Origin of the sequence: Roseibium sp. MMSF_3544 (genome assembly GCF_030732845.1) — a bacterium.
GTDB lineage: Bacteria > Pseudomonadota > Alphaproteobacteria > Rhizobiales > Stappiaceae > Roseibium.
This window is the reverse complement of record NZ_JASHKA010000004.1, coordinates 157,709-173,790: the sequence shown is the minus strand read 5'-3', so window position 1 is coordinate 173,790 and position 16,082 is coordinate 157,709. Positions and strand designations below refer to the sequence as shown.

Below are 16,082 nucleotides of genomic sequence, written 5' to 3'. Positions count from 1 at the left end.
TCTTTGCGAGAATTCAGGGTACTAGCATTGCGATTTTTGCCCGAACAATCGCTGATGCATTGATTGGGCTGTCCTCCTAAGAACATCCGAAAATGGAATCTAAAAGTTAGTGGCTGTCGATCATGACACGCCGGTGGCGCAGGCGATAGCTGTGAGGCGTGGTTCCATACTGCTGCAAAAAGAGGCGATGAAAGTAGCTCAAGTTCTCGAACCCGCAGTCCAGCGCGAGGACGGACAAAGGCGTGTTTGTGCAAGACAGCAGCATTGCCGCATGCTGGATCCGGATGCGATTCACATACTGAGTCGGGCTCAGTCCAAGATAGCGACGTGTTTGACGGCAGACATGTTCCTGGCTCCGGCCGGCGGCTTCGCTGAAGCCGGCTGCGCCCCGGCGGAAAACCCGGGGTTCACGCACGGCCCGGCATGCTTCCAGGAGCCAGGACGGGGCTCGGTCGTCAATCACCTCACCAGCATCCAGCATGTGGGTCATGATCGATAGAAGAAGGTGCTCAATCCGCGTCAGGCTGCGATGGTTGGTTTGGAGCGTCAGAAGGGAGTTCACGGCCCGCTCTCGCTGCGGGCCCCTCAGTCTGAGCGTCACCGGCAATTGGCCGCTTTGCCAAAAAAAACGGCCGGACAACTCTTCGGCATACCGGGTCACCAAATGCTCGGCCGTTTCGCTCCGGAACATGACATTCAAGATCCGGGCGCCTGTGCCGGGCACGGCCTGCAATGCATGGCTGTCCAAAGGACGCAGGAAAACGAGGTGGCCTTCCGTCAACTGTTCTTCGACGCCATTGATCCAGTGATAGGCCTGTCCCTGTTCAATCAGCATGAGTTCGAAATAGTCGTGACAATGCTCCAGCACCGGCGGCTGGACCGACAGGTCCTTACGTACAAAATGGAACGCGTCCGTCGCGCCGATGTAGTTCTCGATCCGGTATATTTTCTGCGGCAGCCGCACTCAGGAACACTCCCGATCGTTAAACTCTCCTGTGGCAAAGATCAATAAAGTACATGTTTTTGTCAAACACGGATCTGCCACCGCTCGACTTGGCCCCTTAGCATTTCAGACAAGTGAAGGGGAGGACGCAGGCCAATGGACGTGCTTGAGGAGATGGATCTTCGTTTCCATCCGGCCAGACTCGGCCGTTCGCGCCGGCTCACCGATGCTCAGATCGATCAATACAATCGTCTCGGTTTCGTGCAGCCTTTCGAGGTGTTCACCGCACCGGAGATCGCCGGTGTCCGGGCCTACTTTGACCGCTTGATGGAGGATCTGGGGCCAGACGGCGCCTATGGTATCAATTGTTATCAGGCACGTATGGCCGGGATCTGGGACATTGCAACTAACCCGCGGATTCTTGACCTTGTTCAGGATATTATCGGCGGAAACATTATCTGTTGGGCTAGCGCGATCCTGTCGAAGCGTGCGGGCGATCCGAAGCGGGTTCCCTGGCATCAGGACGCATCCTTTTGGGGACTGAGCCCGGCAAGAACCGTAACGGTTTGGCTGGCGATCGATGATGTCGATGAGGAGAACGCCGCCATGCGGTTCATCCCAGGTAGCCACGACAAGGGGGCTGTCGAAACCTCGTCGATGGGCGAAAACTCTGTGTTTCATAAAGGCATAGCAGAGGCCGAGCGCTTTGGGGCTCCGGTCTCCAACAGCTTGAAGGCGGGGCAGATCTCCCTCCATGCGGATATGCTAATTCACGGTTCGGAGCCGAACACTTCGGCGCGCCGGCGGTGTGGCCTGACGTTACGTTATTGCCCACCGGAAGTTCGGATAATCGATCCGGCTTGGGCGACCGGCGTTGAGGCAATCGTTGCCCGAGGGGCCGACCCGAGCGGCCACTGGAACCATCATCCGAGGCCAACCAATGATGACATCACCAAAACGGCGAGCCCCCATGTCGTTGGAAACAATTGAACCCCGCAACACGCATATCCAGACCGTCCGGAGGCCGCACACATGCAAATAACGTGGTTTGGTCACGCCGCATTCAAGCTGACTGATCAGTCAGGGTTTTCGGTGATCACGGACCCTTACACGCCTGAAGGCGTCGGATACCCGTCCATCCGGGAAACCGCCGATGTCGTTGTGATCTCATCCGACGACGACGATGCGCATTGCCGTGCGGATCTGATCCCGGGAGACCCTCAGGTGATCAATGCGCTGCAGGTTGCTCAGGATACGGGTTCGGCCGTCGCGGGAGGGTTGACCGTTCAAGCCATTGAAGCGGCCGAGTGGGATCATCATCCAGAACATGAGGTTCCAGGTCAAAACGGTATGTACCGGTTCGAACTGGATGGGCTCAAGATTGCGCATATGGGTGATGTCGGCAATCCGCTTACCGACGCGCAAATCGACTTTTTTAAGGACACCGACGTGCTTCTCGCGCTTGCCGGCGGATACCTGACCATCGAGTTGCCCGATCTGATGAGAATGATCCACCGAGTCGAGCCCAAACTCATCATTCCGATGCACTTTCGGACTCTGACCTACCGGCCGCGCAATACGATGTGGATCGAGAGTTTTCTAGCGAATTTCAAGGATGAGGCAATAGACTTCGCCTGCAACCATACGGCGGTGATACAAAAAGACCAGCTGCCGGAGGACGGAACAAGGGTTCTGGTGATGGACTACGTTAGCTGACCTGCAGCGGCGCCCCAGTGGGTCTGCAAGGTTGAAAATCTAGGGAGGAAATTCATGACGGGAACGCTCAAATATTTGATGACCACTGCGGTCTCGACACTTGCGCTGAGTGCAGTAGCCGTGGCCCAGGATGTGGCCCGCGAGGACACCGTGATCTTCGACCTGGACCGCACCATTCAGGATCCGGAAAACTTTAATTGGATGACCGACGGCACCGGCATCCGACGAATGCACGGCGCCCATCAAACGATGTGGGAACCCCTGTTCATCCTCAATTATGGCACCGGTGAACTGGATCCATGGCTTGCCACCGGTTTCGAGGCCAACGGCGATTCAACCGAATTCACTATCACGCTCCGGGACGGGGTGACATGGTCCGATGGCGAAGCATTCAACGCCGACGATGTCGTCTTTACCGTGGAGATGGCGAAAGCCAATGAAGAACTGACAGCGCGCGAGGTCGCAACGCTTCGCAGCCAGGTTGCTGGCGTCGAGAAGATCGATGATCTGACAGTCAAATTCACACTCAATGCGCCAAATCCGCGATTTGTCGTTGAAAACTTCGGCGTTCGGATTTTCGGATCTTTTCTGATCATGCCGGAGCATATCTGGGCAGCGCAGGAAAACCCCGCGACCTTCACCTTCTATCCGCCAGTCGGAACCGGCCCGTACACATTCGCCTCGGCCGCCTCCAACCGCGCGATCTGGGATCGCAACGACAGTTGGTGGGGAGCTGCGACCGGGTTTCAGGATTTACCTGAACCGCAACGCGTTGTGTTCCTTGAATCGGGAGGCGAGGAGAGCCGCGCCCAGCTGATGGCCACAAACCAGCTCGATGCCGCCCAAAACGTAAGTGTTGGCACGTTTGAAGCCATCAAAGCGCAAAACCAGGCAGTGATGACCTGGCATGATGGGTATCCGTATGCTGCGGCCGACCCGTGCCCGCGCCAGATGGAGATCAACACCACCGTCGCCCCCTGGGACAACCCGAACATGCGCCGGGCGGTGAACCACATCATCGACCGAAATCAGATCGTGAATATCGCCGTTGAAGGGGCGACTACCCCGTCCAGGACGATGTTTGCCGAATACGGGTCGATGGCGCCCTTTATCGACGCCGTCGTCGAAGCCGGACACGGCCTATCTCCAACGGCTGACGTTGCTGCCGGCCAGGCGCTCATCGAGGCAGAGGGCTGGACCCGCAATGGCGACTACTATGAGAAGGATGGCGAGACGCTGAGTGCCGCCATACATGTGAATTCGGCGTCGACCGAATACACCCGAACAATCGACATGATTGTGGAGCAATTGCAACGGGCCGGTATCGACGCCCGGTCCGTTCCCGTCGAAAACTCGGTCTTCTGGGGCGAAGTGTTGCCTTTTGGCAGCTACGAGATGACCTATTCCTGGCTGAGCTGCGGTTCGGTCAATGAGCCCTGGACCTCGATGGGCCGGTATACGGTTGCCGATGTCGTTCCGGTCGGCGAGCGCAGCCCGGGCTTCAATAACACCGCGCGCTGGGACAGCCCGGCGGCGGCGAGTTACTCGGAAATTGTCGATCAGCTCGAAGGAATGGCGCTCGGCGATGCGGCGATCCCGGGCATGGTGGCTGAGGCCTATGGCTACATGGCCGCCGAGATGCCGTTCATCCCGTTGGTGCAATCGGCCAAACTCCTGCCGATGAACACGACCTACTGGACCGGGTGGCCATCGAATGAGAACTACTACAACCACCCCTTCCATTGGTGGAACTCGGGCCACCAGATCATTCACAACCTGGAACGCGCGAACTGACGCGCCGTGGGTTCCCTGATGGGAACCGGCGCAGGTCCCTTGTGGGATCTGAAAGCACAACGCATCGGGGCGGGTTATTTTAGCCCCGATGCGCAAAGCCAGAAGGGACAACAGATGTCTGACATCCGCGCATTTTTCGACGAGCACGGCTACTACCACGCGAAAGGCGTGTTCCAGCCGGAGGAAGTTGCCGCGCTTGAGACCGATTTTGACGGCATCGTGCACCAGCTCGCCGTGAGTGGCGAGGCGATCGATGCCACATGGGACGGCGGTGAGACGGATAAAATCGCGCAGACGGGCGATATGATCCTGCATACCCACAATGTGCAGAAATTCTCCCGTACGTGGCTCAATGCCTTCTTGAACCAGCGGTTTCTGGATGTCGCGGAGGTGATACTGGGGCCTGACATCATCCTGCATCACTCGAAGCTTTTTCAGAAGCCGTCGGAACATGGTTCGCCGTTCCCGATGCATCAGGATTGGCCTTATTTTCCGACCAATCACGACAGCATGATCGCCGGTATTGTTCACGTCAGCGACGCGACCGACGAAATGGGGTGTCTGCGCGTTTATCCCGGGTCTCATAAACTCGGCCGGATTGAAGGGGCCGACGGCCGCCGGAAGAACGACACGCTTGACCGGTATCCGATTGAAAACGCGACCCCGGTTGAATGCCAGGCCGGAGACGTTGTTTTCTTTCACTACTTCACGCTTCACGGGTCCATGCCGAACCGGTCTCAGGCAACGCGCAAAACCGTCCTGTGCCAACTCTATGAGGGGCATGACCAAGTGGAGGACGGCAACCGGCACCCGGATGAACGGATGGTCCTACGTGGCTGGAACCACACGATTTCCCGGCACAAGGCAGGTGAGGCCGCCTGACCACCAGAAGTTTCAGGATGGCTCCGCCAACGAGGGCTGCCTTAGCAGATACCAGGGAGGATAAATATGGGACGTATCCCGCTGTCGTATCTGACGAACCGCGTTTTCACGCTGTTTTTGACCGTGTTTGTGGCGGCGACGCTGATTTGGATTATTCCGCGGCTGAGCCCGATTGACCCAATTGATGTGATGCTCGGCCGGATGGCGGCTGGCGGTGGCACAATCGAAAACTCCGAGGCGATCCTGCAGCAGCTGCGCGAAAGCTTCGGCCTCGATCAGCCATTGATCGTTCAGTACTTCCTCTACATCGTGAACAGTTTCACCCTGGATTTCGGGCTCTCCACGGCCAGCTTCCCGACCCCGGTTTCCAGCATGATCGGCTACGCTTTGCCGTGGACCCTTGGGCTGATGTTCATTTCGCTTATTATCACCTTCGTTATTGGCAATCTTCTCGGCGCCTTGATGGTCTGGGAGCACACACCCAGGCTCTGGAAAGTCGCCATACCCGCAGCCATGGTGTTCACCTCGATCCCGCCGATCCTGTCGGGGCTGCTGTTGATGTATGTGTTTTCAACGCAGCTCCGGTGGTTGCCGCTATCCGGTCCCTATGGGCTGAATGTGGAGCCGGGTTGGACGTTCGCGTTCATCAACTCGGTACTTTATCACGGCTTCCTGCCGGCGATGAGCATCGTCGTTGTGACCTTCGGCTTCTGGGCCTTGGGTATGCGCGGACTGATGATCACCGTGCAAGGCGAGGATTACACAACGCTTGCCAAGGCGAAGGGCCTGAAGCCCCGCTACATTCTCTACCGCTACATGATCCGCAATGCGATTCTGCCCCAGATCACGGCGTTTGCCCTGAAAATCGGGCTCCTCGTGGCGGGGCAGGTGCTGGTGGAGCGGATCTTTGCCTATCCGGGCATGGGAAAGCTTCTCTACGATGCGATCCTGACCCAGGACTATCCCGTGATCCAGGGTGTGAGCTTCGTGATCATTCTCATGACAGCTATTGCGGTCTTTCTCGTCGACCTCATCTATCCGCTGATCGATCCACGCATCCGGCACGGGGGCTGAGCCGATGACTGATGAAAACGCCACCAAGCCCGAAACCGCCGAAGCCGACGTCAAAGGCCTGACCCGGGCGCAAATCCGCCGCATGAAGCGGTTCGACAATCCCTGGCAAAACCCGAAGCTGATTTGGGGACTGTCCATGCTGTTGGGCATCATTGCGCTGGGGGTGGTCGGCCGGATGTTGTGGGACACCGATATGGTGTTCACTGGATCTGGAATTCCCCGCCAGGGACCGGTCGGCGTGGAAAACCTGCGGGGGCAGGTGGGCACATGGGCCCATCCGCTTGGGACGGACGTCACCGGAAAGGACATTCTGGCGCTGCTGATTGTCGGTGCGCCGAACTCTCTTTATGTCGGGATGCTTGCCTCGCTTATCGGCATGTCGATCGGCATCTTCCTCGGCTTTTCTGCGGGGTTCATCCGCGGACGGTTGGACGATGTCATCCGCGTCGGATCGGACGTGATGATCACCATTCCGCCGCTGCTGATCCTGGTGGTCTTTCAAGCCGCTTATGGTGATATCTCCTTGACGGTCATGGCGATCCTGATCGCCTGTTTCGTCTGGCAATCGCCCACCCGACTTATTCGGGCGCAAGTTCTGTCGATGCGGGAATCCGGGTATGTGCAGATGGCCCGGTTGTCCGGTGCATCCACCTGGCACATCATGTTCCGGGAGATGCTGCCCAATCTGGTGCCCTACCTTTTCGGGTCGTTCATTGCGAACGTGACCACATCCATCGTCACCGCAGTAGGGCTGGAGGTTCTGGGTCTCGGTCCACAGCGCGTGCCCACGCTTGGCCGCGTAATTTACGACGCCATCAACTCCGGTGCGCTTATTCAAAATCTCTGGTGGTGGTGGGGCATCCCGACGCTGCTGCTGGCCGTGATGTTCATCGGGCTGTTGCTGGTGAACCTCGGGCTGGACGAGGTCTCGAACCCGCGTTTGAGGAGGCTATAGACCATGACCGTTCTTGATCTGCGCAATGTGTCCATAGACTTCCCGACCTCCAAAGGCGTCGTGCATGCGGTTACCGACGTCTCGCTATCGGTTGGCAAAGGCCGGCGTGTCGGCTTCATCGGAGAAAGCGGGTCTGGCAAGACGACAACGGCGCTGTCCGCGATGCGGATGCTGGCATCGCCCGGCTTTGTCGCTGGCGGTGAAATCCTGCTCAATTCGCTGGAGAAACCAAATCTCCTCGACCTGAGCGACGATGATATGCGCCAGGTCCGTCTATCAAGGATCAGCTATATCCCTCAAGGCGCGATGAACTCCTTGAATCCGGTCATGCGGATCGCGCACCAGATCTGGGACGGGATCGTCGCGCATGAGGGCGCGCTGCCACAAGGAGACTTGCAAAGCCGGTCCGATGCGGCACTGGCGGGCGTCGGGCTCGACCCCGAAGTCGTCGGCGACCTTTATCCGCATGAGCTGTCCGGTGGCATGAAGCAGAGGGTCTGCATCGCGATCGGGGTCTGCCTCAATCCGGATCTCATCATTGCGGACGAGCCGACATCGGCGCTGGACGTCATCACGCAACGGCACGTCATGCAGACACTGCGCGATGTCCAGAGCGAGATCGGTGCCGGGCTGATCCTCATTGGCCATGACATGGGGCTGATGGCGCAGTCGGTCGACGAAATCGCCGTGTTGAAAAAAGGCCAGCTGGTTGAATTTGGGCCTGTCCGGCAGATCATTGAGCGTCCCGAACACCCCTACACGAAGGAACTCATATCCTCCGTGCCGCTGGTGGGCGGCAAAAGCTTCCTTGAACCCGCCGGTGAAGAAACCGCTACCGGTTTCCGGTCAGAAAACGGAGAGCCGCTGCTGGAGCTCCGGCAGGTGTCCAAGCATTATGGCGCTGTCACAGCCCTCCATCCCATGAATTTCACGCTCGACGGCGAGGTGCCGAAAATCATTTCGATTGTCGGGCAGTCCGGTTCGGGCAAATCGACATTGGGTAGCCTCATGCTGGGGTTTAACGCCCCGTCGACCGGCGAGGTGCGGTTCAAGGGCCGGGACATCAACCGTCAGTCGGGCGCGGAGGCCCTATCGTTCCGGAAAGAGGTTCAGGCTGTATTCCAAGACCCTTATGCCTGCTTCAATCCGTTTTACCGGGTCAATCATGCGCTCAAGTATCCGTTTGAACGGTTCGGTCTCAGCGAAGGCCCGGATCATACCCAGACTGCGATGGTAGAGGCCTGCCGCGCCGTCGGCCTTGCTCCAGAAACGGTGCTGGGCCGCTATCCGCATCAACTTTCCGGTGGTCAACGGCAGCGGCTGATCGTGGCCCGGGCGCTGATGCTCAGTCCCAAGCTCCTGATTGCGGATGAGCCTGTTTCCATGGTGGATGCGAGTTTGCGGGCAACGATCTTGAAGAATATCCATGACCTGAAGGACCGGCATGGAATTTCCATCCTGTACATCACCCACGACCTCGCCACGGCCTTTCATGTCTCCGATTATGTGATGGTCCTGTACAAGGGCCACATTGTCGAGGCTGGACCTCCAAAAGACGTCATTGGCGACCCCGAACATGCCTATACCCAACTCCTGATTGCCTCCATCCCCTGGCCCGACCTGGATCGGGACTGGGGATCGTCAAAGGATGCCCGGCAGGGACTGGAAGCACTGGATCGGCTAGATGGGCATGAGACGATCATGCGCGGCAATATCCCGGGTTTTGAATTGGTCCAGGGGTGAGCCGGCATGTCCCACCGCGAGCGTCTCACGGCCGAAAAGATAGCGCAGAGGCTGCGTCTGGTGCGGCCGCTCATTCATCGTGCTCGCCTTGCGATCGATGCGTTTACGCTTGAGCAACTGACGGACGCGTCAACACGCCCGGACCTCAGCGTGCTGGAGCGCGGCGAGCAGCTTGCCTGGAACAGTCATTGGGGCGGACAGGACCTTCATTTTGTCCTGCGCTCCCGTTTCCGGGTGCCCAGGTCCTGGTCGAATCCGGCGCTGTATCTGCCTCTCGGGGTTGCCGGTGATATCTTCACCCACCCTGAAGCGCTGACCTACATTGATGGACAGGTTATCGCCTCTGCCGACCGGTACCATCACACCATCGAAGTGCCACAGATCTACGTCGATGGAGCACAGCATCATTTGCTCTTGCACGGTTGGACAGGGCTGACCGGTTGGCCCCCTGATCCGGAGGATCGTTCGCAACTGCTCCTGCGGGAGTGTGCCGTGGTTGACCTGGACCGGGACCTCCAATCGTTTGTCATCCTTGCAGAAACGGCGCTCGACCTATCGAAGGAGATGAGCGACGACCGGCCGGAAAAACATGCAATCCTGTCAGCGCTCGATGCCGCTTTTCTGGTGCTCGATACACGGGACCCGATGGAGGAGGCCTTCCGGGCGTCCATCGAGCCGGCAATGCAGCGGTTGCAATATGGACTTGAGCAGGCCGCGCCGCCGCTCGACATAACGCTTCATGCCGCAGGGCACGCCCATATGGACGTTGCTTATCTTTGGCCGATGGCGCAAATCCGCCAAAAGAACGCGCGGACCTACTCAAACGTCTTGCGCCTCATGGACCGGCATCCCGAGTTCAATTTTTCGCACTCGCAACCACAACTTTATGCCTGGACCGCCGAGGACTACCCCGAGATTTTCGAAGATATTCGCACCCGGGTCGCCGAGGGGAGATGGGAAATCCTTGGCGGCATGTGGGTGGAACCAGACGCCAATATGCCGGGGGCAGAAGCGCTGGTCCGCCAAATCTTGCTAGCACGCCGGTATTGCGACGACGCCTTCGGGCCGGGCGCCGAATGCCCTGTTCTCTGGTTGCCCGATACATTCGGATTTCCGGCATGTCTGCCGCAGTTGATGGTTCAAGCCGGGCTCAAATGGTTCGTGACCAACAAGGTCAACTGGAACCAGTACAACCAGATGCCGGCTTCTACCACATGGTGGGAGGGGATTGATGGCTCCCGTGTCCTGGCGCAGTTCCTGACCACCCCGAGGGAAGTTCAGCACCTTCCGTTTCCAACAAATTACAAGTCGGACCTGACGGCTGCCGAAGTTGTCGGAACATGGCGCCGGAACACCATGAAGGAGCATGTGCAGGACCTGCTGATCGCCTATGGGTACGGGGATGGCGGCGGTGGCCCTACGGACGAGCTGATCCGGCGCGGCAAAGCCTATCAGGCTCTTCCGGGTGCTCCGAAAGTCAATTTTTCTACCGTCCGCAATTACTTTGAGCGGCTGGAGGCGCAATCTGCCCGGCTGCCAACCTGGCTGGGCGAGTTCTATCTTGAAGGCCATCGCGGAGTTCTGACCGGCAACAGTTGGATAAAGCGGCAAAACCGGATGGCTGAAAGACTGTTGCACGAAACAGAGCTGGCGATGTCGCTCGCGATGGTAACAGGCCAAGAGCCGGACGATCTGACGGCCGCCTGGCAAAAACTCTGCACGCTGCAATTCCATGACATCCTTACCGGTACCTCTATCCCGAAGGTGTTCGAGGATGCGCGTAAGGACTTTGCCGAAATTACCGAAATCGCGGAGGCGGCGCTTCAGAGAGCGGCCGCTGCGCTGATCCCGAAAGAGGCGTCTTATCTGGTTATTGACGCAGCCCCGCTGGCCGGAATTCGCTACGTCACATTGCCGACCGAGGCTTTTCCAGTCTCGGAGGGTGACATGCCCTTGCCCTCACAGAAGACGGTCGACGGTATCCTCGTCGAACTCCCCGAGAAGAACGCCCTTTCGCCGCGTGTGCTACAACGATGCGCGTCAAGTGCGGAAATCTCCGACGGCGTCACCGCGCGTCCCACCGAGGATGGCGGAGCGATATTGGAAAATCAGTATCTGCGTCTAGTCTTGGGGCCTCACGGCATGCTGACCTCGGTATTCGACAAACGCAGTGGGCGGGAAGTGCTCAAGTCCGGCATGTTCGGCAACAAACTCGAACTGTTCGAAGACCGTCCGATCAGCTGGGACGCATGGGACATCGACATTTTTTTCGAAGATCGCGGCGAGGTCGTCACGGCTCTCAACAGTCTGAAAGTAATTGAGGACGGTCCGCTGCGGGCTACTGTTGAGATTACAAGGGCGTTCCGGCGCTCCAAACTAACACAACGAGTTCAACTGACCCGGGCTTCCGCCCGGATCGATTTTGTGACCGATGTGGATTGGCACGAAACCCATCTGCTTCTGAAGGCTGCGTTCCCTGCGGCGGTGCGCTCCGCCCGCGCTGAATTCGAAATCCAATGGGGCCAGATCGACCGGCCCACCCATCGCAACACCAGCTGGGATGCTGCGCAGTTCGAAGTGCCTGCCCAAAAGTGGGCCGATCTCAGCGAAGGGGATTACGGCGTTGCTTTGCTGAACGACTGCAAATATGGCTATGACGTGCGCAGCGATGTTTTACGTTTGTCCCTGATTAAATCCGCGACCATGCCGGATTGGACAGCCGACCAGGGCCAACACCAATTTACCTATTCCCTGTTGCCGCATCTGGGCAATTCGCGAGTAGATGTCCGCCGTGAGGCCTATGCCCTAAACCTGCCGCCTCGGATTTTCTCAGGATCAGGATCAGGGTCCGGTGTGTCTGCGCCGATCGTGACCTGCAGGAGCGCCCAAGCGGTTATTGAAACCGTTAAGCCGGCTGAAGACGGGCAGGGCGTCATCGTGCGCCTGTTCGAGGCGCACAACACGTCCGGTGAGATCGTACTGGACCTGCACCGGGCTGTGCAACGGGTCGAGCGGTGCGGCCTTCTGGAGACTGAAGCAGACCCGATCAAGCTGGACGATGGTCAGGCGAGACTTTTTCTCTCCAATTATGAGATTGTGACGCTCCGGCTGCATCTACCTGATCATGGAACGAAACAGTTTTAGTTTCGGACGGAAAAAACGAACAGATCCTCCGCTTGAACAGTCCGGATCAGGGGCTGGATCAGCGTCAATGATTTCATTCAGTCGCCGATTTTCAGAGCAGAATCTAGGGCCCAAAAACCATTATGATTGGGGTATGCCGAAGAGCCACTATCTGCAATTTGGCATACCAGTACCGGTAGGTGGGGAGCGATTGCGCTGAAATTGGGTGCTCTAGCTTGGAGATATATCGGGTTCGCTTGTTCCGCAGGAAGAACATATTCAAACATATGGCATATCTATTGGAGGACGTTCGTTCATCCAGCGGCAAATATCTGGAATCCGCCCAACCAAAGAATTTGCTGCGCCTTAAATGAACGTCTGCTTTCGGGCGCAGCCTTCATTGCGGTGAACATCGGAAATGGGAGCGCAATATTCCCATTGGTTCATTTTGTAGGGAATGTCTACTTTGAGCCCAAAGTTTTGAATGATACGAGCTGCAGGAATGGGCGCTGTCAAAGACTGCGTTGCAGTGCGGCAAGTATTTCAATTGAGTTCCTAGCCTGTTGTCGAAATGGACTCTCGGCCGTTAGCGATTGAGTTATGATTTATGGAAGCAAAGACACTGTGGATTGGATTGATCGGCATACCACCGCGCTGGCTAAAGTGGCGCCATTGGTCGATCGGCAGCTTTCACCGCTCGGCCTTGCAACTATCGGCATCCTGAACCCATGCTCCGACGAGGTCATTCTAGATATTGGATGCGGAGCCGGACAAACCTTGTCACAGATCGCTAGGCACGTAGGCCCTGGTGGGAGGGTGATCGGGAACGACATCTCCGCTTTGCTATTATCAGTTGCTCAAGAACGCTTCGGGAGCAACCCTGCAATAGAGTTTATCAAGGCAGATGCACAGGCGCTTGCGTTGCCTGACGGCAGCATCGATGGAGCATTTTCCCGATTCGGCGTAATGGGTTTTAAAGACCCTGCGTCTGCATTCTCAAATTTCAGGAGGATGCTTCGTCCGGGTGGGCGCATTGCGTTCTGTTGTTGGCGTGCACTGGAGGAGAACGAAATCGACCACTTTCCCATCAGTGTGGCGAAACGCGTTGATCAAGTTCAGAGAGCTCCATTCAGCTTCGCGGATCCGGAATACCTGCGCGATCTTCTCGAAAAAGCCGGATTTGAAGACATCACCATCGTTAAATATGATGAACCAGTTTCGTGTGGTGGTTTGGATGACACAGTCGAAGTGTTGCTGAGTGTAGGTGCGCTCGGCCAGATGGTTAGAGCAGACCCCGATCTTCGCTCTAAAGTCGAGCCGGATTTGCGAGTTGCGCTTTCAGCACGATCCAATCCGGCCAGTATCAGTCTTATCGCTGCGGTTTGGATCGTCTCGGCTAGCGTCGCAGATTGAGTTGTTTTTGCGCGTTCAACTTGAGCGCATACCACGGAAGCGAACCTTGCTGAAGCTTGCAGCAAAAGACCGTATTGCTCACTTTTCCCGTTTTCGTTAATTCCGCAACGAACGGCTGCTTTTGGAACCTGTTGGGTAGCAGTCGAACGTCCGTATTTGGGGGCGCAAAGCGGCCCATCGGCCAGAATAAAGTGAAAACGTCTTTGAACCCTTTGTGCACGCGGATATGCTACAGCGGTTCGTGGGATCATTCGTCGAAGTAAGCCCTTGGCGAAGCTTTATGCGACATTGTTTTCGCTGTACGTCCAATCGATCCTCTTACAGGCCTAGTCGACTTTTGAATTAGACTTTTTGAGGTTCAACATGATCAAGGCAAACCTAGCCCGACGAACCGCGTTGGCGTTGATGGCCGGAACGTCGGCGGCAGCAATTGCGAGCGCGTCTTTCGCCAATGGCGCCTTCACGCTGCAAGACTTTGCCAGCCAAATCGAGGCGTTACCGGAAATCACCGTTTACGTGGCCCGACGGGTCATAACTATGGAAGGCAACGAGCCCGATATCGATGCAGTTGCCGTCGTCGGTGATCGCATCCTTGCCGCCGGGCCACGCGATACCATCGTGGACCGTATTGCTGAACAGCCATTCCGTATTGATGAGACATTCGCGGACAAGGTGATCATAGCCGGGCTGATCGACCAACACGTTCATCCCTTCCTCGCGGCACTAACACTAACTGCCGAGATCATTGCGATTGAGGACTGGAACTTGCCAACAGGTCTTACGCCAGCAGCCCGGTCGCCAGAGGAATATCGAGACCGTTTGGAATCTGCCGAAGCGGCCATAGAGGATCCCGACGCGCCTCTACTGACCTGGGGCTACCACCATTTCTTTCACGGCGAGGTAAGGCGCCAGCAGCTCGACGAAATCAGCACGGCGCGACCCATCATTATTTTGCACCGGTCGGCACATGAGCTCATTCTAAACACATCCGCACTCGACCTGCTCGGTATCGATCGGGCTTTTGTTGATGCGTTGGAGGGTCTCGCTGCAGAACAATCAAACTTTGATGATGGCCACTTCTTCGAGGCGGGAATGTTCGCGCTATTGCCGACCGTTGCCCCCGTCTTGTCAACGCCGGAGCGTCTCATTGCCGGTCTCAAGCTGACCCGCGAATACATGCATCGCGCCGGGGTCACGGTTGGCTGCGAGCCAGGTGGGGTTCTTTCGCGGCAACTTCAGAACGCTACGAATTCCGTGTTTTCCGGCCCTGACGTTCCAACGCGGACCTATTTCATCGGTGACGGAAAATCGCTCTTTGAATTGTATTTCGATGATGGGACGATGATCGAAGAGACGGAAGCCCTTTTGGATTGGGGTGAAGGCAAGACGTCCTTCCTGCCCCAGCAGGTCAAACTGTTCGCCGATGGCGCGATCTACAGTCTTTTAATGCAGGTATCCGAGCCCTATACCAGCGAGGAGTTTCACGGTGAGTGGATCATGGAGCCGGATACATTCAATGCGGCCTTCGACGCCTACTGGGACGAGGGGTATCAGATCCACATCCATCAGACAGGCGACCTCGCCGTTGACATGATCCTCGATGCGATCGAACGAAACATGCGGCGTATGCCACGACCAGACCACCGCACAACGCTCGTACATTTCGGCTATTCACGTGAGGATCAGGCAGACCGAATTGCCGAGCTGGGGTGCATCGTCAGCGGCAACCCTTATTACGTCACGGCGCTGTCGGACCGTTACGGGGACATAGGCCTCGGCCCGGAGCGCGCTGACAACATTGTGCCGCTTGGTCCCATCAAGGAAAACGGCACACCCATATCATTTCACTCCGACGTGCCGATGGCTCCGGGCGAGCCTCTGTTTCTGGTTTGGGCAGCAGTCAACAGGACGACGGTATCTGGCCGCGTCGCCGGTCCAGAACATCGCCTGTCGGTCGAAGACGCCCTGCGCGCCGTTACGATCGACGCCGCTCACTCCATCCGGCTCGAAGATGAGATTGGCTCGATCGCACCCGGCAAATTCGCGAACTTCACAGTCCTCGAAGAAGACCCATTCGAGGTCGATCCAGACGCAATCAAGGACATCGGCATTTGGGGAACTGTCCTCGAAGGCGACGTGTTCCCTGTCTCCAGTGATTTCACGCCAGACCGTGCCTCGTTGTTTCCACCGAAGGACGAGATCCAATTGGCACGAACACCTCACAGCGCACTCAACGATGTGACAATGCTCGCGCAGCGAGGGACACTTGCGGGATGTTCCTGCTGCGCTTCGCCGGCATCCTTTACGTGTACACCCTCGGTGGCTGGCCAGACATCGATGGCAAGCTGCTGTGGGACGAATGCGATTGGCTGGGCGGTAGTTGCTGAGTGGGCGTCTAAAGTCTGAACGAACTTGCAAGGTCCTCGCTACAATGGCCCA

General features: G+C 57.4%; 11 protein-coding genes. 10 read left to right on the top strand and 1 reads right to left on the bottom strand.

Going from position 1 to position 16,082, the window contains the following annotated elements; all coding sequences use genetic code 11:
- Positions 1 to 106: 106 nt before the first annotated feature.
- On the bottom strand, positions 107 to 964 hold the full coding sequence (locus RBB47_RS07560; RefSeq protein ID WP_305985159.1) for an AraC family transcriptional regulator: 858 nt from the start codon (positions 962 to 964) through the stop codon (positions 107 to 109).
- A 135-nt stretch (positions 965 to 1,099) separates the two neighbouring features.
- Between RBB47_RS07560 and RBB47_RS07555 the strand changes: the two genes are divergently transcribed.
- The 10 genes from RBB47_RS07555 (at position 1,100) to RBB47_RS07510 (ending at position 16,049) form a co-directional block, all read left to right on the top strand.
- Positions 1,100 to 1,933 (top strand): phytanoyl-CoA dioxygenase family protein, encoded by an 834-nt coding sequence (locus RBB47_RS07555; RefSeq protein WP_305985158.1) that lies wholly within the window; start codon positions 1,100 to 1,102, stop codon positions 1,931 to 1,933.
- A gap of 42 nt (positions 1,934 to 1,975) precedes the next feature.
- Positions 1,976 to 2,659: an MBL fold metallo-hydrolase gene (locus RBB47_RS07550; RefSeq protein WP_305985157.1), complete on the top strand. Its 684-nt coding sequence runs from the start codon at positions 1,976 to 1,978 to the stop codon at positions 2,657 to 2,659.
- A gap of 54 nt (positions 2,660 to 2,713) precedes the next feature.
- A complete protein-coding gene (locus RBB47_RS07545; RefSeq protein ID WP_305985156.1) occupies positions 2,714 to 4,453 on the top strand; it encodes an ABC transporter substrate-binding protein in 1,740 nt (579 codons plus the stop codon).
- 114 nt (positions 4,454 to 4,567) lie between these two features.
- Positions 4,568 to 5,335 (top strand): phytanoyl-CoA dioxygenase family protein, encoded by a 768-nt coding sequence (locus RBB47_RS07540; protein WP_305985155.1) that lies wholly within the window; start codon positions 4,568 to 4,570, stop codon positions 5,333 to 5,335.
- 66 nt (positions 5,336 to 5,401) lie between these two features.
- A complete protein-coding gene (locus RBB47_RS07535; RefSeq protein WP_305985154.1) occupies positions 5,402 to 6,409 on the top strand; it encodes an ABC transporter permease in 1,008 nt (335 codons plus the stop codon).
- A 4-nt stretch (positions 6,410 to 6,413) separates the two neighbouring features.
- Positions 6,414 to 7,364, top strand: a complete 951-nt coding sequence (locus RBB47_RS07530) for an ABC transporter permease (protein ID WP_305985153.1) — start codon at positions 6,414 to 6,416, stop codon at positions 7,362 to 7,364.
- Positions 7,365 to 7,367: 3 nt separating this feature from the next.
- Positions 7,368 to 9,107 carry an ABC transporter ATP-binding protein gene (locus RBB47_RS07525; protein WP_305985152.1) on the top strand — a complete coding sequence of 580 codons (1,740 nt, stop codon included), beginning with the start codon at positions 7,368 to 7,370 and terminating at the stop codon, positions 9,105 to 9,107.
- A gap of 6 nt (positions 9,108 to 9,113) precedes the next feature.
- A complete protein-coding gene (locus RBB47_RS07520) occupies positions 9,114 to 12,251 on the top strand; it encodes a glycoside hydrolase family 38 C-terminal domain-containing protein (RefSeq protein WP_305985151.1) in 3,138 nt (1,045 codons plus the stop codon).
- 579 nt (positions 12,252 to 12,830) lie between these two features.
- Positions 12,831 to 13,643, top strand: a complete 813-nt coding sequence (locus RBB47_RS07515; RefSeq protein ID WP_305985150.1) for a class I SAM-dependent methyltransferase — start codon at positions 12,831 to 12,833, stop codon at positions 13,641 to 13,643.
- Between the two features lie 363 nt (positions 13,644 to 14,006).
- Positions 14,007 to 16,049 (top strand): amidohydrolase, encoded by a 2,043-nt coding sequence (locus RBB47_RS07510; protein WP_305985149.1) that lies wholly within the window; start codon positions 14,007 to 14,009, stop codon positions 16,047 to 16,049.
- The last annotated feature ends 33 nt before the right edge of the window (positions 16,050 to 16,082 follow it).

Bases quoted from the DNA above. Each gene is read 5' to 3' on its own strand.
- RBB47_RS07555 (WP_305985158.1), top strand. From the start codon at position 1,100: ATGGACGTGCTTGAGGAGATGGATCTTCGTTTCCATCCGGCCAGACTC.
- RBB47_RS07550 (WP_305985157.1), top strand. From the start codon at position 1,976: ATGCAAATAACGTGGTTTGGTCACGCCGCATTCAAGCTGACTGATCAG.
- RBB47_RS07545 (WP_305985156.1), top strand. From the start codon at position 2,714: ATGACGGGAACGCTCAAATATTTGATGACCACTGCGGTCTCGACACTT.
- RBB47_RS07540 (WP_305985155.1), top strand. From the start codon at position 4,568: ATGTCTGACATCCGCGCATTTTTCGACGAGCACGGCTACTACCACGCG.
- RBB47_RS07535 (WP_305985154.1), top strand. From the start codon at position 5,402: ATGGGACGTATCCCGCTGTCGTATCTGACGAACCGCGTTTTCACGCTG.
- RBB47_RS07530 (WP_305985153.1), top strand. From the start codon at position 6,414: ATGACTGATGAAAACGCCACCAAGCCCGAAACCGCCGAAGCCGACGTC.
- RBB47_RS07525 (WP_305985152.1), top strand. From the start codon at position 7,368: ATGACCGTTCTTGATCTGCGCAATGTGTCCATAGACTTCCCGACCTCC.
- RBB47_RS07520 (WP_305985151.1), top strand. From the start codon at position 9,114: ATGTCCCACCGCGAGCGTCTCACGGCCGAAAAGATAGCGCAGAGGCTG.
- RBB47_RS07515 (WP_305985150.1), top strand. From the start codon at position 12,831: ATGATTTATGGAAGCAAAGACACTGTGGATTGGATTGATCGGCATACC.
- RBB47_RS07510 (WP_305985149.1), top strand. From the start codon at position 14,007: ATGATCAAGGCAAACCTAGCCCGACGAACCGCGTTGGCGTTGATGGCC.